The 24,159-nt window shown below is 40.9% G+C and carries 19 protein-coding genes and 1 tRNA gene; 8 read left to right on the top strand and 12 right to left on the bottom strand.

Annotated features, from left to right (window positions below):
- Positions 1-58 precede the first annotated feature (58 nt).
- The 4 genes from QOL23_RS03210 to argB all read right to left on the bottom strand — a co-directional run bounded on the left by QOL23_RS03210 (position 59) and on the right by argB (position 4,221).
- A complete protein-coding gene (locus QOL23_RS03210) occupies positions 59-472 on the bottom strand; it encodes a hypothetical protein (protein WP_283400142.1) in 414 nt (137 codons plus the stop codon).
- A 136-nt stretch (positions 473-608) separates the two neighbouring features.
- Positions 609-1,805 (bottom strand): cytochrome d ubiquinol oxidase subunit II, encoded by a 1,197-nt coding sequence (gene cydB, locus QOL23_RS03215; RefSeq protein ID WP_283400143.1) that lies wholly within the window; start codon positions 1,803-1,805, stop codon positions 609-611.
- An 18-nt stretch (positions 1,806-1,823) separates the two neighbouring features.
- Positions 1,824-3,233, bottom strand: a complete 1,410-nt coding sequence (locus QOL23_RS03220) for a cytochrome ubiquinol oxidase subunit I (RefSeq protein WP_283400144.1) — start codon at positions 3,231-3,233, stop codon at positions 1,824-1,826.
- Between the two features lie 109 nt (positions 3,234-3,342).
- Complete coding sequence (argB, locus tag QOL23_RS03225) at positions 3,343-4,221, bottom strand: acetylglutamate kinase (protein ID WP_283400145.1); 879 nt, start codon at positions 4,219-4,221, stop codon at positions 3,343-3,345.
- 61 nt (positions 4,222-4,282) lie between these two features.
- Here argB and QOL23_RS03230 point away from each other — a divergent pair, with 61 nt between their 5' ends.
- Complete coding sequence (locus QOL23_RS03230; RefSeq protein WP_283400146.1) at positions 4,283-4,849, top strand: UbiX family flavin prenyltransferase; 567 nt, start codon at positions 4,283-4,285, stop codon at positions 4,847-4,849.
- Here QOL23_RS03230 and QOL23_RS03235 read toward each other — a convergent pair.
- Together QOL23_RS03235 and QOL23_RS03240 are read right to left on the bottom strand one after the other, a co-directional pair.
- Complete coding sequence (locus QOL23_RS03235; protein ID WP_283400147.1) at positions 4,833-5,798, bottom strand: amino acid--tRNA ligase-related protein; 966 nt, start codon at positions 5,796-5,798, stop codon at positions 4,833-4,835. The genes QOL23_RS03230 and QOL23_RS03235 overlap by 17 nt on opposite strands.
- Before the next feature lie 50 nt (positions 5,799-5,848).
- Positions 5,849-6,130, bottom strand: coding sequence for a hypothetical protein (locus tag QOL23_RS03240; protein ID WP_283400148.1), 282 nt, complete (start codon positions 6,128-6,130; stop codon positions 5,849-5,851).
- Between the two features lie 164 nt (positions 6,131-6,294).
- Between QOL23_RS03240 and QOL23_RS03245 the strand changes: the two genes are divergently transcribed.
- The 3 genes from QOL23_RS03245 to QOL23_RS03255 are packed head-to-tail and all read left to right on the top strand — an operon-like array spanning position 6,295 to position 10,111.
- Positions 6,295-7,443, top strand: coding sequence for an aspartate aminotransferase family protein (locus QOL23_RS03245; RefSeq protein WP_345782575.1), 1,149 nt, complete (start codon positions 6,295-6,297; stop codon positions 7,441-7,443).
- Positions 7,440-9,173, top strand: coding sequence for a hypothetical protein (locus QOL23_RS03250; RefSeq protein ID WP_283400150.1), 1,734 nt, complete (start codon positions 7,440-7,442; stop codon positions 9,171-9,173). The genes QOL23_RS03245 and QOL23_RS03250 overlap by 4 nt, the downstream gene beginning before the upstream one ends.
- The gene (locus QOL23_RS03255) at positions 9,164-10,111 is read left to right on the top strand and encodes an ABC transporter ATP-binding protein (protein WP_283400151.1); all 948 of its coding nucleotides are present in this window, start codon (positions 9,164-9,166) and stop codon (positions 10,109-10,111) included. The genes QOL23_RS03250 and QOL23_RS03255 overlap by 10 nt, the downstream gene beginning before the upstream one ends.
- Here QOL23_RS03255 and QOL23_RS03260 read toward each other — a convergent pair.
- From QOL23_RS03260 to QOL23_RS03285, 6 genes are all read right to left on the bottom strand, one after another.
- Positions 10,103-12,034, bottom strand: a complete 1,932-nt coding sequence (locus QOL23_RS03260) for a hypothetical protein (RefSeq protein WP_283400152.1) — start codon at positions 12,032-12,034, stop codon at positions 10,103-10,105. The two genes, QOL23_RS03255 and QOL23_RS03260, sit on opposite strands and share 9 nt — an antisense overlap.
- 12 nt (positions 12,035-12,046) lie before the next feature.
- Positions 12,047-13,339: an OmpP1/FadL family transporter gene (locus QOL23_RS03265; RefSeq protein WP_283400153.1), complete on the bottom strand. Its 1,293-nt coding sequence runs from the start codon at positions 13,337-13,339 to the stop codon at positions 12,047-12,049.
- A 31-nt stretch (positions 13,340-13,370) separates the two neighbouring features.
- The gene (locus QOL23_RS03270; RefSeq protein ID WP_283400154.1) at positions 13,371-14,243 is read right to left on the bottom strand and encodes an MTAP family purine nucleoside phosphorylase; all 873 of its coding nucleotides are present in this window, start codon (positions 14,241-14,243) and stop codon (positions 13,371-13,373) included.
- Positions 14,236-14,718, bottom strand: a complete 483-nt coding sequence (queF, locus tag QOL23_RS03275; RefSeq protein WP_283400155.1) for a preQ(1) synthase — start codon at positions 14,716-14,718, stop codon at positions 14,236-14,238. Before queF ends, QOL23_RS03270 begins: the two co-directional genes overlap by 8 nt.
- 185 nt (positions 14,719-14,903) lie before the next feature.
- A tRNA-Glu gene (locus QOL23_RS03280) sits at positions 14,904-14,981 on the bottom strand.
- 155 nt (positions 14,982-15,136) lie between these two features.
- Entirely contained in the window at positions 15,137-16,555 is a 1,419-nt protein-coding gene (locus QOL23_RS03285) for an RNA-guided endonuclease InsQ/TnpB family protein (RefSeq protein WP_283400156.1), read from the bottom strand.
- 309 nt (positions 16,556-16,864) lie between these two features.
- Between QOL23_RS03285 and QOL23_RS03290 the strand changes: the two genes are divergently transcribed.
- Genes QOL23_RS03290 through QOL23_RS03305 form a run of 4 tightly spaced genes read left to right on the top strand, consistent with a single transcriptional unit; the run spans position 16,865 to position 23,431 of the window.
- Positions 16,865-17,449, top strand: a complete 585-nt coding sequence (locus QOL23_RS03290) for a hypothetical protein (RefSeq protein WP_283400157.1) — start codon at positions 16,865-16,867, stop codon at positions 17,447-17,449.
- A 46-nt stretch (positions 17,450-17,495) separates the two neighbouring features.
- Positions 17,496-21,806: a glutamate synthase large subunit gene (gltB, locus tag QOL23_RS03295; protein ID WP_283400158.1), complete on the top strand. Its 4,311-nt coding sequence runs from the start codon at positions 17,496-17,498 to the stop codon at positions 21,804-21,806.
- A gap of 9 nt (positions 21,807-21,815) precedes the next feature.
- The gene (locus QOL23_RS03300) at positions 21,816-22,625 is read left to right on the top strand and encodes a 50S ribosomal protein L11 methyltransferase (RefSeq protein WP_283400159.1); all 810 of its coding nucleotides are present in this window, start codon (positions 21,816-21,818) and stop codon (positions 22,623-22,625) included.
- Positions 22,598-23,431, top strand: coding sequence for a PHP domain-containing protein (locus tag QOL23_RS03305; RefSeq protein ID WP_283400160.1), 834 nt, complete (start codon positions 22,598-22,600; stop codon positions 23,429-23,431). The genes QOL23_RS03300 and QOL23_RS03305 overlap by 28 nt, the downstream gene beginning before the upstream one ends.
- The last annotated feature ends 728 nt before the right edge of the window (positions 23,432-24,159 follow it).

Genomic DNA, 24,159 nt, shown 5'->3' on the forward strand with positions numbered 1-24,159 from the left:
AGAAGTAATAATAACTATTAAGAGATATATCCCAAAAACTCCATAAAACATCAACTTCTTAATTGGGCTGTTCTCCATCTTTTCCTCCTTCAAGAGTTGCTTTCAAAGCTCTAAGTTCCGCTTCAAACCTATCTCTATTAATAAAAATAACGACGTAATGCCCAACAATCCCTTTTAACGTAAACATTGCAGACAGAATAAACAACAATTTAGAAAGAAAATGCGCTACACTTCCAGGAGGGAAAACAACTTTCCATAAAATAAGCGCTGGCAGTAGGAGGCTGCCCCCTATTAAGAAAAAATAAGAGAACAGGTTCAGTTTTCTAAAGCTCAAATCTTCTTTGTATAGCTTCCTAATATAAGACTCTACCTCCTTCCAGCTCCTGCTCTTTAAATAAATTTCCCTGGCTTTTCTCAAAACTTGAGAACGCCCCTTAAGGAAATCTTCTTTTAAACCTACTACCAGCGCCATTCCTTTATCCCCATTAGATATATAGAGAGGGGTTAAGCCCCCTCTCCTTCAAATTTAGACTTTGCAAGAGTATAAGTAATCCACGCTATACCTATCCACCAAATAAAGGATATGATAAGCCACATTATTCACCTCCTTAGTGTTCTCCTGCTTCTTCAATCTCTCTCCTAATTGTTTCAGGAGAAATCTTAAATAGGAACATCTTATAAACCCAAGCCTGATAAGCAATAACAATAGGAGTAAAGATGAGCGCAGCAACAAGCATTACAGTAAGTGTAAGTTGGCTGGAACAACCGTTATAGATAGTAATGGAATGTTCTAAACCAACACTGGAAGGAACAGCCAATGGGTAAGCACCAAACATTACAGCAAATCCTGCGAAGAGGAATGTAAGCGTAGAGAACAGAAAAGCTCTCGCTCCATTCATGCTCTTTACAGCCAACAGGTATCCAACGGCAGAAAGAGCAGCCAATACAATTAACGCAATTTCAATAGCAGGAAATCTGAAAAGTGCATGTTCAAGAACGCCGTTATGAAGCATAGAAGCTATCTGGTTAAACATATCATCAGGTAATGCAAGGAATTTTTTGGCTGCTGCAGCATCATTCACTTTGAAAGAAATCTCATAAGCAAGCGCTGTACACACAACGTACATAACTACAAATGGAAGCCATAGTTTGAGAGCAATATTTCTCGCCCTTTCTGCAATTTCTCCCTCTGTTTTCCATAAAAGCCAGGAAACACCATGAAGGATAACGAACAATACCGTTGTTATACCAACAAGTAAACCGTAAAGTCCGTGGAACTTGAACGGATTAACCAGGTTAATAAAGCTAATTGGGAATCTCTCAGCGTAAACGAAGCCGTGCAACATATCTCCTTTTATTGCACTATTTACAATTGGAATCCCTGCCAAGATATTTCCAATAGCAACACCTATAAGAAGAGCTACTATCAAAGAAGACCAGAAAATGCTCTGGTCCCAAAACTTCTTCCAACCTTCACTCTCTTCTTTACTTCTAAATTCAAAGGAAACAGCCCTGTAAATAAGCGCGAGAAGAACAACAAAGAGAGCTATGTAGAGAGAGCTGAACAGCGCAGCGTAAAGCTCTGGAAAGGCAGCAAATGCTGCACCACCAGCTGTAATGAACCAAACTTCGTTACCGTCCCATACAGGACCAATAGCGTTAAGCATTACTCTTCTTTCAATATCTGTTTTGGCTATTATCGTATGGAGGATACCCACACCAAGGTCAAAACCATCGGTAATTATGTATCCTGCAATCAGAACTGTTACCAATATCGCCCATATAGTAGGCAAATCAAAATGCATCGCTCACCTCCTCCGTAATTAGTAAAGTTCAGCTTCCTTCTCTGGACCTTTAGTTGCAAACTTCGCAAGGAGGTAAAAGTCTGCAATAGCCAGAGCTATGAAAGTAGCAAGGAATACTACGTAAGTTATAACAACCTCTACATTCGTAAGTGGAGATACCGCATTTGCTGTCTTAAGACCTATCTGTGGTAACAAAATCTTTCCAAAATCATCAGTTAACGGATAAACAATCCACGGCTGTCTTCCTACCTCTGCGAAAGCCCATCCTAACCAACAAGCAATATAAGGTAACGGTAGAGAGTAAAGGGCAAGTTTAAGGAATCCAGTGCTGTTTTCAAGATTCTTGTACTTGATAAGTCCTACCAAGAAAAGAAGTACAAAGTAGAATCCAAGGTAAACCATCAAATGGAAAGACCAGAAACTAAAGTTAACAGGAGGAATATAATTGCCAGGACCAAACTGTGCTTCAAACTGCTTCTGTAACTCCGCAGCTCCCTTCAACTCTCCGTTAAAGCTATGAGTTGCCAAGAAGCTCAAAAGTCCTGGAATTGGTACAGGAATCTCTATAATGTTTTTCTGAGAATTTTGGTCTGCCCACGCAAACATAAGTAGATTAGCTCCTTTTGTTGTATGCCACAACGCTTCACCGGCAGCTAATTTAGTTGGTTGAGTCTTAGCAACTTCGTGAGCATGAATATCACCTATAACCACTTCACCAACAGAAGCTATAAGACCAAAAACTAAGGCTATATACGCAGACTTTTTGAAAAACTCAACGTGTTGTTTCTTAAGCAGATGGTAAGCACTAATAGAAAGTACAAACACAGCAGAAAGTATCATTCCCGCTGTAGTAGTATGCCAGAACTTAACATCAGCTACTGGATTAAACACAACAGCCCACCAGTCAGACAAAACAGCTCTCTTACCAGCAGCAGCCATCTCTACTTTTGCACCTACTGGATGTTGCATCCAACCGTTAGCAATCAAAATCCAGAGAGCAGAAAGGTTCGAACCAATTGAGGACAGCCAGGCTGCCAGAAGGTGAACAGCTTTAGGTACCTTATCCCAACCAAAAAGAAATACACCCATAAAAGTAGATTCCATAAAGAACGCAAGTAAACCTTCAATGGCAAGCGGAGCACCGAAAATGTCTCCTACAAATCTTGAATAAACAGACCAGTTCATACCAAACTCAAACTCGTGAACAAGACCTGTAGCGACACCAAGAGCAAAGTTAATAGCAAAAAGCTTTGCCCAAAACTTTGCCATATCACGGTAAATCTCTTTACCCGTTGCGTAATGTAGAGTTAGCATAATTGCGGCAAGTGTTGAAAGTCCCAGAGTTAAGGGAACAAAGATAAAGTGGAAAAAGGCTGTCATCGCGAACTGCAATCGCGACACTAAAAGTACAAAAGGTGATACATCCATCGGGCACCTCCCTTCATAATTTATAAACCTTTCTTACTTATGTAAGTTATTTGGATGGAATTATACCAAAACTGCTAAATGTTAGCATATGAAAATTTCCTGCTTTCAATCATATTATCTCAGTCCCTATACCTTCTTGTGTAAATATTTCTAAAAGAATAGAATGCTTAACTCTTCCATCTATAATATGTGCTTTTTTAACTCCCGATATAAGAGCTGCTTCACACGCTCTCACTTTAGGTATCATACCTCCTTTTATCACCCCTTTATCTATAAGTTCGGCAATTTCACTTCTCTTGAGAGAACGCAAGAGTCCCCCTCTTTCGTCCTTTATCCCCTCTACATCCGTTAACATTATTAATTTTTCCGCTTTCAAAGCAGCAGCAATTTCTCCTGCTGCAAGGTCGGCATTAATATTATAAGCTTCATAATCTTCACCTATTCCTACCGGAGCAATAACAGGAATAAACTTAGAATCAAGCAAATTCTTCAAAATTTCAGGATTTACTTTTTTAACTTTACCAACGTACCCTAAATCTATAATCTCAGGTGCTTTAACCTCCTTTAAATACTGTTCAGAATTTATTTTTTCAGCAACAATTAGATTCCCATCTTTCCCAGACAAACCTACCGCATTTCCCCCATGAGAATTAATTAACTTAACAATCTCCTTATTAACCTTACCTACTAAAACCATTTCTACAATATTCATAGTCTCCCTATCTGTCACCCTCATTCCACCTACAAATTTCGTTGGAATATTTAGCTTCTTCAAAAATTCTCCTATTTGCGGTCCCCCACCATGAACAATAACAGGATTTATACCTATGTACTTTAAAAGAACGACATCCTCTGCAAAGGAAGCCTTCAACTCCTCTTTAACCATAGCGTTCCCACCATACTTTATAACTACTGTTTTTCCGTAAAAACGCTTAATGTAAGGAAGTGCTTCCAGCAAAACAGATGCTTTTTCTATCAACCTTTCCAAACCTATACCCTCCAATTGAAAGTTTTTATAAGTTTACATTAACAAATTTTTCGGAGGAATCTTGAAAGAGAAAAACCTAATCGTTGCAGTAACCGGCGCATCTGGAGCAATATACGCAAAGCTTTGTATAGAAACTCTCAGCAACAACGGATATCACCTTGAAGTCATCTTCTCAGAGACAGGAAAACAAGTTTTTGAATACGAATTAGGGATAAAACCAGCCGAATTTCTTAAAAACCTAAATGTAACAGTATACAAAGAAAAAGATTTCTTCGCACCACCATCAAGCGGCTCACACCCATCAAAAGGGATGATTATTATCCCCTGTTCAACAGGTACTTTAGGGCATATCGCTAACTGCACAATTTCAAACCTGATACACAGAGCCGCCGATGTAACCTTAAAAGAAAAAAGACCCTTAGTTTTAGTAGTTAGAGAAACTCCTTTAAATCCCATACATTTAGAAAATATGCTCAAACTATCCAGAGCAGGAGCTACTATACTCCCGGCATGCCCTTCTTTCTACAGTAAACCACGAACAGTTGAAGACTTAGCTGCTACAGTAGTAGAACGAGCGTTAAGACACCTTGCAGGAAAATCTTTTAACCTCTCTAAAGATTGGAAATAGTTTCTTCTAACAGTCTTTTTGTTGAATAAGGAATAACATCGTGAATCGATTCAGCTCCCAATCTCAACATTAAAAGTCTGTCAAACCCCAGAGCTACTCCTTCACATTCAGGAAGTAAACGTTTCTTTAAAAGAGACAAAAATCCCCCATCCACCGCCTTTTTCCCTTTCTCCTCAAACTTTCTCAAATAAGATTCATAATCTCTCAATTCCGTATAACCGTTCGCTATCTCCACTCCCCCAACGTAAAGTTCAAACCTTTCAGCAACGCCATTTTTCACCCTTGCCATAGCAGAAAACTCTTCCGGATAATCAATTAAAAAGACTGGTTTGTCTATTTTCCCCAGTGCAGGTTCAACTCTTTCAACCAAAAGCTTGAAAAAACCACTTTCATAATCCTCTTCACAGGCAACTTTCTTTACTTCCTCTCTATCAAAAACGTTCACCCCTGCAAACTCTCTAAAAGCTTCCTCAACAGTAAAAATCTCATAACCATTAAGCGTTATCTTCCTCCCCTTTACGTTCGCAAAATCCCCCACCACCTCCCTCACCAAACCAAACGTTTCCTTCATACCATCACGATAATCCCCACCCACTCGATACCACTCAATCATCGTAAACTCTATACTGTGCAAATCAGTTATTTCACCATCCCTGAAAACCCTGACAATCTGATAAATCCCCCCTTCCCTCATCTCCCAAACAATCCTTTTCATAAAAAACTCCGGCGACGTATGTAAAAACCATTCATACCTCTTACCTAAAAAATCCCTAAAAACTGCCCTCACGTTCTCCACGTTATCGTCAGGATTCTCATAAGGCACCATAATCGGCGTATCTACTTCCAAAAATCCTCTTCCCTCAAAAAATCCCCTCACCCTCTCTCTCGCCTCTTTTCTCAACCTCAACAGTTCAAGCAAACTCACATCACGCTCCCTGTAAAGTCCCACCTAAAATCTCACTTACTACTATTTCTACCTCAGAATCTCTTCCTTCCAGATTACAGAATACTCCACAACTCCTCTAACTCTTTATTCCTGAAGTTCGGTTTTATAAACCTTTCATAGTAACGTCTCAGCTCTTCCATAGTTATTCCATATTTCCTGCAAAACGACACAACTGCAGAAACAGGAACTTCGGAAAAGAAGACTTCTACCTGTTCGTTGTAGGGATACTCCTCGGGAAATTCCTGCTTCTTTAACAGTTCTGCCAACTTCTCTTCTGTAATACCCTTACTGTAGGCACAATTAACTGTAATCAACGCTCCATGCACTTCTTTCATCCCCTCAAATTACCCCTACCTTTTAAAGAAGTTTAAGTATTTCACCCCAATCTTGCAAATTAGAACACAAAATCCAAAAATTCCCTTTTTCAAGTAAAATTTGCAACATACCAACTTACAAGAGGTGAACCGTGAGCACGATAGAAAAGACAGAAAAGTTCGTTATGAAAACTTACAACAGATACCCCGTTTCCTTCGTTAAAGGCAAAGGATGTCGCCTTTACGACGAAAACGGCAAAGAATACCTTGACATGCTTGCAGGCATAGCCGTCTGCAACTTAGGACACTGCCACGAAAAAGTATCAAAAGCCATATGCGAACAGGCACAAACTCTCATACACACTTCCAATCTTTTCCACATAAAACCTCAAGCAGAATTAGCAGAACTTCTCTGCAAAAACTCCTTCGGCGAAAAAGTGTTTTTCTGTAACAGCGGCGCAGAAGCCAACGAAGGTGCAATAAAGTTAGCAAGAAGGTACGGAACGGAAAAAGACCCAGAAAAGTTTGAAATCATAGCCTTCCGCCAATCGTTTCACGGAAGAACTATGGCAGCAGTTTCAATAACGGGGCAGGGCAAGTACAACGAAGGCTTCGGACCAATGCTTCAAGGCGTTCACTTCGCCGAATTCAACAACATAAATTCCGTAAAAGAACTAATATCAGAAAAAACTGCAGGCATTATCGTTGAACCTATACAGGGCGAAGGAGGCATCGTCCCCGCAGAAAAAGAATTCCTCCAGGAGCTAAGAAATTTAGCGGACGAAATTGACGCAATTCTCATATTTGATGAAGTCCAAACAGGAGTTGGGAGAACAGGAAAACTCTTTGCTTATCAGCATTACGGAGTAGAACCAGACGTTATGACTTTAGCAAAAGCGTTAGGAAACGGCGTTCCGATAGGTGCAATTGTCGCAAAAGGCAAAGCTGCAGACGTTTTAAAGCCCGGACTTCACGCATCAACCTTTGGCGGCAACTTCTTAGCAACAAGAGCAGGCGTAGAAGTAATAAAGGAAATCTCAAAACCAGAATTCCTAAAGTCCGTTGAAGAAAAAGGAACTTACTTGAAAGAGAAGCTACAATCTCTAATAGAACAATTCCCCGAAAAGTTTGTATCTGTCAGAGGAAAAGGATTAATGATAGGACTGATATGTAAAGAACCCTGCAGCAAAATAGTAGAAAAGGCACTTGAAAACGGACTTGTCATAAACTGCACAGCAGGAAACGTCTTGAGATTTACGCCTCCGCTCATAATTTCTAAAGAAGAAATAGATGCAGGAATAGAAATTTTAAAGAAAACGCTGAAGGAACTATGAAGGTAAAGGAACTTAGCAAGCAATTTTTTGAAACGCAGGAAATAAGGCAGGAAGCCGTTTTAGACGCCATAGACTTCTTTTTAGAAAAACTAAAGAAAATCGGCGGAACTATAGACAGCATCTATCCTGCCGACCCTTTTGCCCTACCGCTTGCTATGTATATTTCCGATAAACTCTCAATCCCCATAAAAACGGAACAGTTCTTAAAAGAAGATGAAAAAATCCTCACCCTCTTCTCCACCCTCTACAAAAACTACGTAACCCCCACTTATATTTCTCAAAAACTCAAAATCTTCAGAAAGCGCTTTCCCCATTCCCCGTCAGTATTAATAGCAGGCAACAATCAGGAAATATTTACAGACGTTCAACTCATAAAATTTAATAACGAAGTGGAAATATTCAGCTACCGCTTCAGAAGGGAAGCTCTAAAGAACTTCTTCTTCCCCGTTGAAGGTGAAATCACCCACTTCTCTCAGGACTTCTGGCAGTTAGCCAAAGAAGAAATAAAAACTTTTGAAAAAGCAAGACGCATAAGAGACAACGCAAGAAGATTCTTAAGAGAAGAAACCGCTCCCCTCAAAATTTTAGAATCAGACCCTGAAATCGTTCTCTGGGAAAAGTTTGTAAAGCTCTCCCTATCACCTCCCAGGCAGATAAATAGAGAAACAGAAACAAACATAAAACTAAAAACCGAAAAGCTGATTCAGGTAGAAGACAAAAAAACGAACTCCGCCATAACATCGCTGTTAGAGTATTTTTCTCAAATATTTGAAGCACACTTCCCTACCTACCTTGCCTATTCCAGCCTTGAAATAACCGACAGGAGAGGAATAACCATAATTCCCCAGGTTTCTCAAATAATGGAAGGCGCTGACGTAAAGTTAGAAATCGTTTTAAGAAGCGAAAACGTTGAAACAGACTACAAGCGCCTGATAGCTGTTTTAAAAGAAGCGTTCAGGATAATCTTTACGGAAATCTTTGAAAAGGAAGCTTTCCGTCCGGCTATTGACTCAGTAGTTGAGAAAGAAACAAACAAAGCCTCTGTTTACGTCAACTGGTTTTTAGACAAAGAAATGATTGAAAAATTAACGAAGAAAATCAACAAGCGCTGGCTACTTTCTCGCCTTCTCTATAGAAAAAGATTTAAATCTCAAATGCGAGAATTCCTCAAAAGCTTAGAAGAATTCACATTTACACCGGAAAATCTTGACTACCTTATCGCAACAATAGAAGGTTTATGGAAGCAAAACCCTACCTACGTGAGATTATACGGAAAAGAAATCAAAAAACTCCTTGACGGAAAAGACCTGTGGGGCATCGTCGGTTACTACGGAACAAAAATTTACGGAAGCAAGAGCAAGCTCCTGACCTCACTTCTCAACTTCCTGCTTTCTCTTAAAGGCTACGAAAACATCCACCACTTTTTAGCAGAAGAGAAAACCTACTTCATACCAGTCCAGACGAAAAGGATTTTAAGACCAAACTGGGAAAGGGTAATAAAAGAAGAGCAGGACGTTTACCTTAAACCTGAACCTTTAAACCCGGAATCACCGGTAACCTACACTCTAATGAGTGAAGATGGAAAACTGCTTGGAACAATTCCCAAGATTTTTGCCCACTACATAGCAGCAAGGGAATCTATCGGAAAGACAATAACGTGTGAAAAACTCTACTTTGACCCGGACATCTTTTCTGAAAACTCCTACTGGATAAAGGTGTCATGCCTTTAAAAGTAGAAAACTTAAAGATATCCACAAAAGACGGAAAGATAACTCCCGTTAAAAACGCATTTCTCACCGTTGAAAAAGGTGAGCGAGTAGCGTTAGTAGGAGAAAGCGGTAGCGGTAAATCCCTCACCGCTCTATCCATTTTAAAGTTACTGCCGGAAAACCTTATAGCAGAAGGAAATATAACGGTTGACGATAAAAACGTTTTTAAGCTTACAGGAGAAAAACTAAGACAGTTCAGATGGAAAGACGTTTCAATGATATTTCAAGACCCATCTGCTTCTTTAAATCCTTTGATTAAAGTAGGCGAACAGGTAGGAGAAGCAATAAAATTCCACCATCCTGAGCTATCTAAAAAAGAGATAACAGAGAAGGTGATAGAACTCTTTAAAATTGCGGATATTCCTGAACCTCATAAACGAATAAATGCCTATCCGCACCACCTTTCAGGCGGACTCAAACAAAGAGTCTGCATAGCAATGGCTCTCGCCTGCAATCCCAAATACGTAATAGCAGATGAACCAACAACCGCTTTAGATGTAACCGTCCAAGGCAAAATACTTGAACTTTTGAAAAAGATAAGTGAGAGAAACAACGTAGGAATCTTACTAATCACCCACGACATGGGCGTCGTAGCAGAATTCGCAAAAAAAATATACGTAATGTACGCAGGATACACTGTAGAACACGGAACGGTTGAAGAAGTCTTCTCAAACCCCTTACACCCTTACACAGAAGGGTTACTAAAGTGTTCTCCCACCTTAAGCGGTAAACCGAAAAGGAAACTCCCCTCCATTCCCGGTTCTATCCCTCAACCAAACGAAAAAATAAGCGGATGCCCCTTTCACCCCCGCTGTCCGATTAAGAAAGAGATATGCGAGAGGGAGTTCCCTCCCGCAAAGTGGAAAAACGGAAGATTCGTTCTCTGTCACTTAAGGTGAATTGAAGAAATCATTAACCTGCTGTCTTGCAAGTTCTCCCAACTCATCTATAACATCCTGATTTATATGCTCCGCTGCTTCAGGATACTTACTTGCAGCGTCGTCAACTCCTAAAAGGAAACTGTGAACGCCCCAGTAAGTTTCATTTCCAAACATATACCATCCTGGAGTAGAAGGCGGTTCTGTATTCAGCACTGTAGTGTAATTGTCAAAACCTACTCTCTTGGCAAGTATGGTGTTAGAAACGTTTGGAACAACTGTATCGCCGTAAGCATTCTGCAATATCACGTTGGTTCCGTTATCAATTCCTACATACACAGGGTCAGCCGGGTCTTGAATTAACTGCGTTATACCAAGCATATAAGCATAAGTGTAAGTATTCTTCTTAACACCTGCAGCTTCCAAAAGACCTTCTATCAACTGATTTGTAGCTGCATCTACAATAGAAGCATAGTTCGCTCCACCAACGTTAAGAACCACTTTATCAGGAGTACCGTACTTAGCATAAATGGAACCAACAATCGCTCCCATAGAAATACCTAAGAAGTCAACACTTGTAACGTTATCAAGCTTTCCATCACCGTCAACATCGTAAAATCCTCCCCTCAACAACTTCTCAAGCAACCTCAAATTAAACACCGCTTGGTAAATATTCATTCTATTAGCAATAGGATTAGAGCCTAAGAAAGTTCCATTCTCACTCATATAATCACCATGATAAGGCAGGTCTATCGCCACAACAGGCAGGTCAATATCATTTAACAGTTTCTCCGCCTGCGTTCTGTTGCCGCCAAGCCCGTGCTGGAAAATGTAAACGGTTCCATTGTAATGTTCAGTATCGTTGTTGCCTAAGTAGACAGGAATTTTCACAAGGTAATCATCAGAAGACAAAGTTTGATTAGCAATAGCAATTAAAACATCATTTAGTTCCCCTAACTTAAAAGCTCCCATCAGCTTAGAAATGTCAAAAGCCGGAAAAGAACCACCTGAAGTAATGTTTTCAATATAAGATCGAACAGAAGAATTCTCTTTCACTAAGCTGTAAACTTCATCTACCAAACCATTAATCAAGCCATAATCTTGTGTCACGTTAGAATAAGCAATCCCCGTAACGTTAAGAGAACCAACCTCTTCTTTCAAATAAGCACTTATAGCAGCAAAATCGGAAACAGAAAGCGTCTTGTTAGCAGTTGTAAAGGTAAACAGCTCTAAAACATCTTCCTTAGTCAAATTAAAATTCGGTAATACTTCGTTAAATAACGGCGCGTAGCTTTCTCTTAAAGCTTCAAGCTCAGGATTATCCAGCGGTTTATCCGATTCAAGCTCCAAGAAAATAGAAGGCGGTAAAACGTCCCTACCAGAAACATCTTTTATCCCTTTAAGGAGAACGAAAAGATACTGATGTCCCGGCTCTAAAGGCTTCACAGGATAAAACTTCAAATAACTTCCATCTTGTCTGAAAATCAGCCTATTACTCTGGTCAATTAAGGAAGCATACGTAGCATTCTGGGAAGCCAAAGTCAAAGCAGTCAAATCAATTAACCTGTAATTGTTCTTCAATGTATTCAAATCTATAGGATAATCTGAAGCAAGTGGAACGAATATCGGCATGTTAGGACTAAAACCTTTAAGCTGGAGTTGATTCAGAGCTTCATAAAGAACTCTCGTTGCATTATCTTTTGCTTTATCTGGGTCAAAGTAAAGATAAGAATCTCCGTCTCTTGTTTCAGGAGTAAGAAAAATATCGTTAGGGAAAGGAACACCTATCGGCGAAAACGCATCAGTAGAAAACGGGTCAAAAACTAAAGCTCCTCTCTCGTAATTAGTATCAACCTTATCAGAAACAGATTCAGGACTCTGCAAACTTCCTCCACAGGAAAAGAATAAAATAGGCATCAACAATAATACTAAAATCCTCCCCATCTTTTCTCCTCCTTAGAATCTATAACTTACTGTTAAACCGTAACCCCAGAGATGACCGTCAGCAGCCAAAGAAACCGTTCCAGGATTACCAGCTACGCCTGGATAACTATCGTTTAGGTTAACGCTTTCTCCGCCAATTTCTCTCTTATACTCAGCAATTATGTACTGCAGAACTGTATCAACCGTCCATCTTCCAAAATGAAGCCCCATACCTAAAGAATAGGTTTTCTTATCAGCATCCGGCCAAAGCATATCAAAGGTATGGTCTGGAATAGGAGACGGGTCATAGAAATAACCACCCCTCAGTGTAACAATTTCGTTCCACTTATACTCAATACCAAACCTTACCTGCCTCGTATCCTTCCAATCCCTCGGGAAGTACTCCTCCGTCTTACCCAAAAGAGGTCTTGAAAACTTAATGGTGTAATCTTTTACAGAACTCCAGTTAGTCCATACAACATCAGCAGTTAAAGTAAGTCTCTTATTCGGCTGATATTTCACACCCATCTGAAGCTGGTCAGGATGGTCTATCTTCGTACTCGCATGAACTTTATCAATTCCAACAACTTCAACCGTTCCTTCAAAGTCAGTATAAGTTCTTGACCTGTAGGTCAAACCAAAAGATAAATTGTCGTAAGGCTTATAGAGGAAACCCACATTAAAAGAAACGTTGAAATCGTCCGTCATTTCACCTTTTATTACCTTTCCGTTAAGCCCATTAGGAGCCGTAGGATAGTAAAGTCTCCTCTGAGTTCCTGCTTCAGACCTTCCAAAAGAGATACCGAAACCGGCTGCCAACTTATCTGTAAGCTTTACAGCCACGGTTGGCGTTACAACAGCCCTTAAATAGTAAGACTCAAAACCGTTGTAAGCACCAGGGTTTTGAGAAACATTATCGTTCCACTTAATATGAAGACCGTAAGGCACGTACGCAGCTATACCGAAATAAACGTTTTTAAAAAGGTGCATAGCAAATCCTGCATGAGGAACAAGCAAATTATCGGAAGTGTCTTTAAAGGTAACTCCATAAGGTTGAACAGGAGTACCGTCCCCATCAACTGCTTTAAAATCGTGAATTTTCAACGTTGGATTAAGAATTTCAAAACCGACAGAAAGCGTAGGACTCTCAATTTGCGTTAAACCGGCTGGGTTGTAGTAAACCGCATAAACGTCATCTGCATAAGCAGAAAACGCTCCTCCTAACGCGGTAGCCTTAGCACCAATACCAAACGTATCTACGTTTCCGGCATTCGCAACACCACAAAGAGAAAGTAAAAGACTTGAAGTTAAAAGGATTTTCCTCATCAAACCTTCCTCCCCGATAGTTTCTTAAGGTCTAAAGTTTGAAAATCCACTCCCTCCAATCCTCCCCTATTTTTCCTTTTTTTCTGTACCTTTCCATCAAACTACCGCAAGGACATGTCCTTTCTTCTCTAACCAATTTCAGCACCAAACGTTTAACTATCTGTGGGAACCTCTCCACAGCCATATCAACTTTCTCTTTATCTCTTGGCGGCAACATTCCTTCAAACAGGACGCCTGCCTTAAAGTCATAATTCTTCACACCTTCAGCGTAATTGGTGACGTAGCAAACAGCACCGTAACAAATTTCAAGTTCCTTAGCCAAGAAAACTTCAGGAACTAAAGTCATACCGACTAAATCACCGCCCAATCGCTTAAAAGCTCTTATTTCTGCAGGCGTTTCAAGGCGCGGACCTTCAGTACAAACGTAAGTCCCACCAAAATGAAAAGGAAGATTTAATTCAGCAAAAACTTCCCTAACTAAATCAGAAATTTGCGGGCAGAAAACGGGACTCTGCCTAACAAATCCTAAACCGCCATTTTCAAAAAACGTTGATTTCCTTCCCTTAGTAAAGTCTAAAAGGTCTGAAGGAATAACGTAATCTCCAGGTCTAAAATCCTCCCTCAAAGAACCAGGACCTGTCCACGCAAAAATACGACCAACTCCTAAAAACTTAGCTGTATAGATATTTGCTCTATAATTAACGAAAGGCGCCGTTACATCGTAATCTTTTTCGCCGTGCCTTGAAAGAAAAAAGAAATCAAAACCATCCTCATGACGAATAGTATAAACAGGATTTGAAATACCAAAAGGCGTATCAAACCTTTTTACTTCCAAAACCTTACCGAAAGACTCCTTTTCTAAAAAGTACGCTCCACTACCACCGATAACTAAAACCTTATCCACGGTTTCTCCTTATCTCCGGCGGAACTATCCTGTGGAGTTTAAACCTTTCCTTAGCTAACTCTTCTACCCATTTTTCCTTCTTATAACGTTGAGTAAACGGGTCTATAGAAATGCCACCTCTTGGATTAAATTCACCATAAACTTCAAGGTAGAAAGGTTCTAACAGCTCAAATAAATCATCCGCTATCCTGTTTACAGTATCTTCGTGAAAATCTCTGGCGTTCCTGAAAGAAAACAGATAAAGCTTTAACGATTTACTTTCTACAAGCCACTTGTCAGGAATGTACTGAATGTAAATAGTTGCAAAATCAGGCTGACCGGTAATAGGACACAGAGTAGTGAATTCAGGACAGTTAAATGAAACCCAGTAAATTTTCCCCTTATACCTATTCTCAAACTTCTCTAACAAATTCGGAGAGTAATCGTAAACGTAATCGGTTTTCCTTCCTAATTTCTTTAAACCTTTATCTTCCATAGAAAATTCCCCTGAAACTTTGTAAGAGGAATTTTAATCAAAAATTGAAGGAATTTCTAATGTTATGAGATTTATTGAATAGTGAATCATCGTTCACAAAAGAGGGGGCGACTAATTAGTCGCCCCTTTCTCCATAAAGGGGAGGGAGGGGGAAAAGGGGGGATTATAAAGACATATATAATATATGGCGTCCCCAGGGGGATTCGAACCCCCGTCGCCGGCGTGAAAGGCCGGTGTCCTAGGCCGGGCTAGACGATGGGGACGCTTCGTATGCCCCATAATATAGCTCCACCTCCGAAATTGTCAACTCCCCCTATTCAGAAACGTTAAGTTTTCCTCCTTTTCCCAAACAACCTTCAACTTTTTGCGCTTTATACTGCTTCAAAGCTCTTACCATATTATTGTAAGCATCTGTGAACTACCTACCACTAAAGTCGTAGGCTTCTGAGGGAGTTTGGTAGGTTACACCTACCCTTATCCCTCCAGGCGGGTTCACTCCGCCCTCTACTCCTATCCCTGCATGCAGCAGAGATTCGGAGATACCTTCACTGAACTTATAGACTCTTATCTTCACTACATTCTTAAGTCCCGTTACAAGATCAAACCACTTCTTCTTGAACTTCCTCAAGATGTTTCTTGCTCCGTTAACATCCGCATTGATGAGTCCTTTTATCGGCGATAAGAAAAGTCCCCTCTTTATCCTCCTACCGTTACCCTTACTCTTTTTCGTAACTCCTGCTTCCCTGTCGCAGGAGTCGGCAACGGAAGTATAGCTCTCATCTATCAGTTTTACTTCTATACCTAATTCTTTAAGCTTGTAGGTTAAGTATTCCGTTACTTTCCCGTGAGGTAACAGCTTGAACATCTGATTCACAAGGTCAGGTAGATTGCTCTCTTTGTTCTTTGATTCCTGAACTTTCCCTATCACTACCGTTTTGACGTTGTATAAAACTGCAAGTCTTGTTATGAGATTGCTTACTTTGTGTGCGTAGTCTCTTAAAAGGTTCTTAACGCTTTTCCAGAGTTTATGAAGTTTCTTTTCTAACTGAATTGTCGGAAGTCCTTTGTTTTTTAGGTTGTCAAGTCTTTTTTGCAGGTTGGCTATTTTCTTAAGTTTTTTTCTGAGAAGTGTCTTTAATCCTCTCCCGTCTATGATGTAAGAAACAGGATTTCCCTCTATCACGCAGGTTGCAAAGTTTGATATCCCATAGTCTATTGCTAATACTTTGTCTCCTTTAGCTTCAACTTCGGGAACTTCTCTTTCATACACTACCACCAGTTTAAAACTTATTTGACCGTAGGATTTATACGGAACTACTTGAACATTAAGAACTTCAAGGTTCTTTAAATCCTTATACCCCGTCTCCATCCACAAGTATTCAGGAAAAAATCCAAATTTTTTGAGCAGGTGTTCTTTTAAGTTTTTTGAGAGTGAGAGTCTTATCCCGCTTCCTTCAATCTTGAATCCTGTTTTGTCCCAAGTTACTACTCTGTGAGGTGTTTCGGGATTTACGTAACTTGGTGGTTTGACGGTTTCTATTCCCTTCTTTTTGAATTTTTCGGGATTTTCTAAAAACTTGAAAAAGTTTTTCCATCCTCTTGACAGTTCGTCAAGAACTATCTGAGCAGAGCGGGACTGTAGGGAACGCAGGTGTAAGGATGTGTCCTTGAGTTTGTTATACAGGTCTCTGTAATCTGGTTTTGCTAACTTGTTTCTTACGAGGTAGTTAGCTTGATTCCAAAGTCTTCCAGCGTGGTAGGTGAGGTATCCGAGGATTACCTGCTGTTCTGTACTTAAGTGCTTTAGCTCAAAAACTATCGCTTTTTTTGCTTTCATCTTATCACTCAAGGTAAGTTATCGCTGAGTCAAAGTCAACACCCCTTTGGGATGTCGGGCTGTATCCCCACTTTAAAAAACGGGGTTTTAGTCTGGCGTTTTTCTATAAAAACAAAGTGCAGATTACAGAAGTTACAAAAAATAAAAATCCCCCCTTCAAAATACCCGAAAACCAAGTTTTCATAACCACCCCAACTATGGTTACAATTTTATTTTATAACCTATTCCTTATTTTTTCAATCAGCATTTCTCCGAAGTAAAGCGATATAATTCATAAATCCTGATATACTCAATTAACAGGAGAAAAAAATGGAATTTCTAATAACAGGAAACCTCAACGGAAACGTAGAAAGACTCCAAGGTTTAGTGGAAATATCAAATCCATATATAACGTTCGTTTTAGGAACTTCCCACCTTGAAAATCCAATCAAACTCAACCGTTCATGGTTCTACGTAAGAAGCAAAGATGACAACGTAGAGGTCTTAGCGAAAAGTGACGGTATAGATATCCTATCAAGAGTATTTATGACAAAAGAAGGCGTTTCGTTCTCCGGAATAAGCGGCGTTTATAACCCAACAACCATAAAGTTTACCCGTTCCGAATGGATTAAAACTCACAGAAAATTAGATAAAAGAAAGCAAAACTGCATTTTCTTAGATGATGTAGAAGCTGTAAAAAACTTCTTCCAGAAATCAAGACTACCAAACCTTGATATGTTTTTCATTGCAGATAGCCCAGAAAAACCGGTATTCAAAGAATTGATAGAACTACTCAAACCGCGCTACCTCTTTTTCCCTTCAAATACCTATACAAAAGAAAAGATTGGAGAAACAACGTTTATAGGTCTTGAACCTGTATCCTCACCAAAAGGAAAATACATACTGCGTCTTTGATAGAATTATTAGAATTAATTCTCATTAAGACTTTAAAGGAGCAGTTATGACAAAATATAAAGACTCTTGCGGCGTCGGCTTTATCGCCAACGTAAACGGTAATCCTTCACACAAAATAATAAAAAACTCCATAAAAGCGGTTAAAAACCTAACCCACAGAGGCGCAACCTTAGCCGACGGAAGAACAGGAGACGGCTCCGGAATCCTCTTTCAGCTACCTCACGAATTTTTTATATCTGAAGCAAAAAAAATAAATCCATCGTTCAACGCCGAAAAAGTCGCAGTAGGAACGTTTTTCCTCCACGAAACGGACAAAAGCCTTCAATTAATAGAAAAAGAAGCAAAAGAAACTTTTAAAGAAATAGTAATCAGAAAAGTCCCCGTAAACGAAAAAGAATGCGGTGAAATTGCAAGACGCTCACTACCAAAAATATTCCAGTTAATAGTACCTGCCCCAGAGTCACCTTTCACGACCTACCTCTTTAAAAGAAAACTCCAGAAACAGCTCAAAAAAATCCACCCCACCAACTACATCGTCTCCCTCTCAGACTCCTTGATAGTCTATAAAGGAATGCTCTTAGCTCCAGACCTTGACAAATTCTACCCTGACCTTCAAAACGAAGAACTCAAAACGAAGTTCGCCATATTTCACCAGCGCTACTCAACAAACACAAACCCGGAATGGAAACTGGCACAACCGCTGCGCTACATCGCTCACAACGGCGAAATAAACACGATAACCGCAAACAGAAACTTCATAAAAACGGTAGAACTCCTTTTAAATCTACCAGAAGAAGCACTACCACTGTTAGAAGAAAACGAAAGCGATTCAGCATCGCTGGATAGAATTTTTGAAGTAATGCTCCTTTCAGGCATAAAACCGGAAGTCGCCATAAACATCCTGATACCTCCCGCCTACGAACTCATGGACGGACTTTCAGACGAAGTAAAAGCGTTCTTTGAATACTCCGCCTTCTTCATGAAACCCTGGGACGGACCAGCAGCAATAGCCTTCACAGACGGCAGAGTAGTAGGCGGCAAGTTAGACAGAAACGGCTTACGCCCTGCAAGATTCATCGTGACAGAAGACGGAACGGTAATTTTCGGTTCAGAAGCAGGCATGATAGATGTTCCGACAAACAAAATCGCAGAGTCGGGAAGGCTCCTGCCCGGCGAAACGATACTCATAGACCCGAAAGAAAAAGAAATCAAACGAAACGACGAAATATTAGAGGAAATAGCTTCAGAATTCCGCGTCACAAAAGAAGTCAGGAGAAAACTCTGCCTTTTAGAAGGTAAAGGCGAAAAGCCGGAAAAAAGCAAAAACCTGACGAAAGAACTCGTTAAGTTCGGCTACTTTAAAGAAGAACTTGAAATGGTCGTTGAATACATGGGAGAAATGGGCAAAGAACCCGTTTACTCAATGGGAGACGACACGCCGATTCCAAACTTACGCAAAAATCCCCCCCTCCTCTTCTCCCACTTCAAGCAGCGCTTTGCCCAGGTAACAAACCCACCCATAGACCCGATAAGAGAAAAAGCCGTAATGTCCCTATCGCTACGTTTAGGACCAAAAGCAAGCTTCCTAAACCTTGACGGCAAGCTCCCACGCAGAATTAAAGTCCCTTCTCCCCTGCTCACTCCTGCTCAGTTTAAAAAGTTAGAAAACGCCTCCTTCCTTAAAACAAAAAAGTTCAAAATGGAATTCGGCGAGTCAGAAACCCTGAAAGAAGCCCTGAACCGCCTCTTTAATTCAGTCAAAGAAGCGATACAGAACGGCGAAGTTGACATCGTAATCCTTTCAGACAAAGACGCAAAGTATCCAATACCTTCACTTTTAGCAGTTGCCGGACTTTCCACCTTCCTGCAGAGAGAAAAACTCCTCCACAGAGTATCGCTGGCGATAGAAACCGGCGAAGCGAGAGACTCCCACCAGATAGCAGCCCTCATAGCCTTCGGCGCTGCAGCCGTTTACCCATACCTCGTTTACCAGTATTTCAGAGAAAACGCCGTAGAGCTCAACAAACCTTACGAAGAATTAGAGGAAAACTACGCAAAAGCAATAAACGCGGGGCTTTTAAAGATAATGTCAAAAATGGGAATCTCCGTCATCGCCTCCTACCACCGCTCCTGCCTCTTTGACGCAGTAGGAATTTCAAAGGAAGTCATAGACGAGTTCTTCCCCGGCGTCTTTTCACCCATAAACGGCATAACCTTAAAAGAGATAGAAAACGCAGTCAGAGAAAGAGTTAAAAAGGCAGAAAAAGAAGCAGAAGTAAAGTATTCCGGAGAATACAGGTTTCGCCCCGACGGCGTTTACCACTCCTGGAATCCAGAAGTTGTGAGAAACATTTTCAAAGCGGCAAAAAGCGGCAGTTACGAAGACTTCAAAAAGGTCGTAGAGGCAGCAGAAAAACGCCCTACCTACATAAGAGACCTCCTGAAAATAGAATCGGACAGAAAACCCATACCATTAGAAGAAGTTGAACCCGTTGAGTCAATAGTCAAAAGGCTAATGGTTCCCGGAATGTCTATAGGAGCGCTTTCAAAAGTAGCCCACGAAGTAATAGCAGAAGCTATGAACCTGTTAGGCTCAAAAAGTTGTAGCGGTGAAGGCGGTGAAGACCCGGAAAGATATGGAACGATAAAGAACAGCAAAATCAAGCAGGTGGCATCAGGAAGGTTCGGCGTCACGCCGGAATACCTGGCATCTGCCGAAGAGATAGAGATAAAAATCGCTCAAGGTGCAAAACCCGGAGAAGGCGGACACCTCCCAGGACACAAAGTTACCCCTTACATTGCAAAGCTCCGCCACTCCGTTCCCGGCGTCGCACTCATATCACCGCCTCCTCACCATGACATCTACTCAATTGAAGACCTCGCACAGCTCATTCACGACCTTAAACTTTCAAATCCAAAAGCGCGAATAGCCGTTAAGTTAGTAGCAGAAAACGGCGTTGGAACCGTCGCCTGTGGCGTCGCAAAAGCAAAAGCCGACACCATACAGGTAAGCGGCGGAGACGGCGGAACTGGCGCTTCCCCTCTGACTTCCATAAAAGGTGCAGGACTTCCCTGGGAAATCGGTCTGACGGAAACCCAAAAAGAACTAATAGAAAACGGATTGAGAGAAAACGTCGTTTTAAGAGTTGACGGCGGATTCAAAGTCGGCAGAGACGTCATCGTAGCAGCCCTCTTGGGCGCTGAAGAGTTCGGCTTTGGAACGGCAGCCATGATAGCAGAAGGCTGCATAATGGATAGAGACTGCCACACCAACAGGTGTCCCGTGGGCATAGCAACTCAGGACGAAAAAAGGATTAAGAAGTTCAGAGGTGCAGTAGAAACCGTAGCCAACTACTTCCGCCTTGTTGCTGAAGATGTAAGAAGGTTACTGGCACAGTTAGGATACAGAAGCCTTGACGAAATCATCGGAAGAACAGACTTGTTAAAAGTTGACGAAGAAAAACTTAAAACCTTCCCGAACGCAGCAAACCTTAACCTTTCGTTTATAACTTCCGTTCCTTCTTACAAACTCAAAAGGAACAGCTACCCCTACACGCCGATACAATCAACTCTTAACGACAGAATAACTAAAGACGCCCTGCCTTTCTTGAAAGAAAAGAAAAAGTTTTCTTCCACCTACGAAATCAAAAACACCGATAGAAGCGTCGGAACGCTACTTTCCTATTACGCAGTAAAGGAATCGGCCACCAGTGATAAACCCCTGATTACGCTCAACTTCAAAGGAACGGCAGGACAAAGCTTTGGCGCATTCTTACCTAAAGGCATAATGCTCAGGTTAGAAGGCATAGCAAACGATTACGTCGCCAAAGGTTTAGCCGGCGGAACGGTTGTTCTGAAGTTTCCAGAAGACTTTAAAGGCAATCCATCCGAGAACGTTATAGCCGGCAACACCGTCCTTTACGGCGCAACGGGCGGCTCTTTCTACGCAGCAGGCGTAGTGGGAGAGCGTTTTGCCGTTAGAAACAGCGGAGCAGTTGCAGTAGTAGAAGGCGTCGGACAGCACGGCTGCGAATACATGGTAAGGGGAATTGTGGTAGTAGCAGGAAAGGTAGGCAAAAACTTTGGCGCCGGAATGACGGGCGGCGTTGCGTTCGTTTTGGATAGGGACGTTGAAGAAAAGATTAACAGAGATTACGTGGAAGTAAGAAAGCTAGACCAAAGAGACTTTGAAGTCCTGAAAGTGCTCCTTTCAAGGCACTACAAATATACAAAGAGCAAGATGGCAGAAGTGCTGCTTGAAAACAAGTTCCTGTTAGAGTCTTTCAGAAAAGTCGTTCCAATAGGAGTAAAGGAACTTGAAACAAAACTTACAGGTGCAGACAGATTACCGGTTTAAAGGTGAAAGATGAAGGAATACTTCGTTCTAAAGTTCAAAACCACGAAAGAGGAATGGGAAAAGCTACAACCCTTAATAGTTTCTGATAACTACTTAGGAGCTGAAGAGACAGAAGAAAACGGAACGCTAACCGTTAAAGCTTACTTCAAAAATAGAGAAAAAATCCCCCCAGAAATCCTCCAACTGTCAGAATCACAGGAATCAATACCTGAAAAAAACTGGAACGAAGAATGGAAAAAGTATTTTAAGCCCGAACCGGTCTCTGAAAAGTTCATCGTCGTCCCTTCCTGGATGAAGGAAGAATACCCCATACCTAAAGGAAAATTTCCCATCTACATCTATCCGGGTCAAACTTTTGGAACAGGCACCCACGAAACGACAAAACTAACGATAAGGTTTTTAGAAAAAACAATCAAACCCGGCTGTTCCTTCCTTGACGTCGGTGCAGGCAGCGGTATCCTTTCAATTGCAGCTAAAAAGTTGGGCGCAAGGGAAGTCCTCGCCTGCGACATTCAAAAAGAGTGCAGAGAAGAGATACCTTTTAACTGCAAGCTCAACGAAGTCAGTGGCGTTGAAGTTTTCATAGGCGACCTGAAAAAACTGAACGGCGCCTTTGACGTTGTAGCAGCGAACATAGAAAAGCACCTGCTCGAACCGCTCGTTCCAGAAATCTACAAAAAGACAAAAAAGTTAGCAGTGTTTTCCGGAATTCTTAAAAAGCAAAGAGACGACTTTGCAAAAACTCTAAAAGAAACAGACTTCACGATTTTAGAAGAAGCAGGAGAAGGAGAATGGATGGCTTTTCTCTGCAGAAAGTAGACCTCCACGCTCACTCAACGGCGTCAGACGGCTCACTCACGCCCAAAGAGGTCGTAGAATTAGCAAAGTCAAGCGGCATTGGAATCTTCTCTCTTACAGACCACGATACCGTCAGCGGCTTAAAAGAAGCCGAAGAAACGGCAAAACAGCTTGGCATAAAACTAATCTCCGGAATAGAAGTAACCGCAGACACTTCCATTTTTGGCAGAGGCAAAAGAGAATTCCACATATTAGGCTACTACATTAACCCCGAATCACCTGCCATTAAACAGCTAACAGAGTTTTCTCAAAACTCACGAATTAAAAGAAACAAAGAACTGCTCTCAAAACTTGAAGAGTTAGGCTATGGCATCAACTATGAATACATGGTGAAAAAATACGGCGAAAACTTCGGTAAACCCAACGTGGCGAAAGAACTAATAAAAAAAGGCTTCTTCAAAGAAAGAGAAGAAGCGATAGACTTCCTCACTTCCTTAAAAGTAAAAAGAGAAAAGTTAGACTACCACACAATCGTCAAACTGATAAAAGAAGCAGGCGGAATCCCGATAATTGCCCATCCCGTCACGCTCAAAATAACGATGAACGACCTCTACTGCTTCCTCAAAAAAGCAAAAGAAGAAGGCATAGAAGGTTTAGAAGTTTACCACTACAGGCACAAACCATCAGAATCATTAGAACTCAAGGAAATCTGCAAAGAACTGAAACTTTACTACACAGCAGGCTCAGACTTCCACGGCGACAACAAACCCTGCATAAAATTAGGCTTCTTAAACGTGAAAACAAACGACATACACTTCCCGTTATAGAGCCCCTTCCCGATTTCCTGCTATCCTATGTCGTTCATGTGGACAACCTGAGTGGAAAAAGTAAGAAAAGTAAAGATGTGAAGTTTTACCTGAATCTGCTTTAGTTGCAGTCTCTATCCGGGCGTACTGTTTGTGCGTTTTTGCACATTCTACACATTTTTGCATTTCTGCACTTTTGACACATTTTGCACATTTGTGCGCTTTTACACATTTAGCACATTTATACAACTTTGAGCAAAAGTGCAAAAAACTCCAGTTTTGGTTTTTTTCGTGTTTTTATACATTCTTGCTTTTTAAACACATTTTTACCAATTTTCACAAAAAGCAATAAAGACGAAAAAGTGCTGAAAGGCAACAAAGTGTTGAAGGTGAAAAAATCGCTTACCCCGTCCACGTGGACAAGATGAGGAACTTTAGAGGGTCAAAGGTTGTCCACGTGGGACTGGTCTACGGAATGTGGAATTTTTTGTCCACGTGGACTGCCTACGTGGACAAGGATAGAGAAAAGCAAGAAAGTGCAAGGTTTTCCAACATCGTGCTTTTGGTTTTTTGTATGTCGGCGTGTGTTCTGCATATTTTTCCTTTTTGTGTTTTTCTACATATTTTACCCTTTTGTGTGTTTTTGGTTTGCTTTCTATGTTAGGACTTGTTTGTGTTTGTTTTGTTTTTATTGTTTTTTGTGCCTTTTTGTGTTTTTATGTTTATTTTGTAGGTTTTGTGTATTTTTT

This window comes from Desulfurobacterium pacificum (assembly GCF_900182835.1).
Lineage (GTDB): Bacteria > Aquificota > Aquificia > Desulfurobacteriales > Desulfurobacteriaceae > Desulfurobacterium_B > Desulfurobacterium_B pacificum.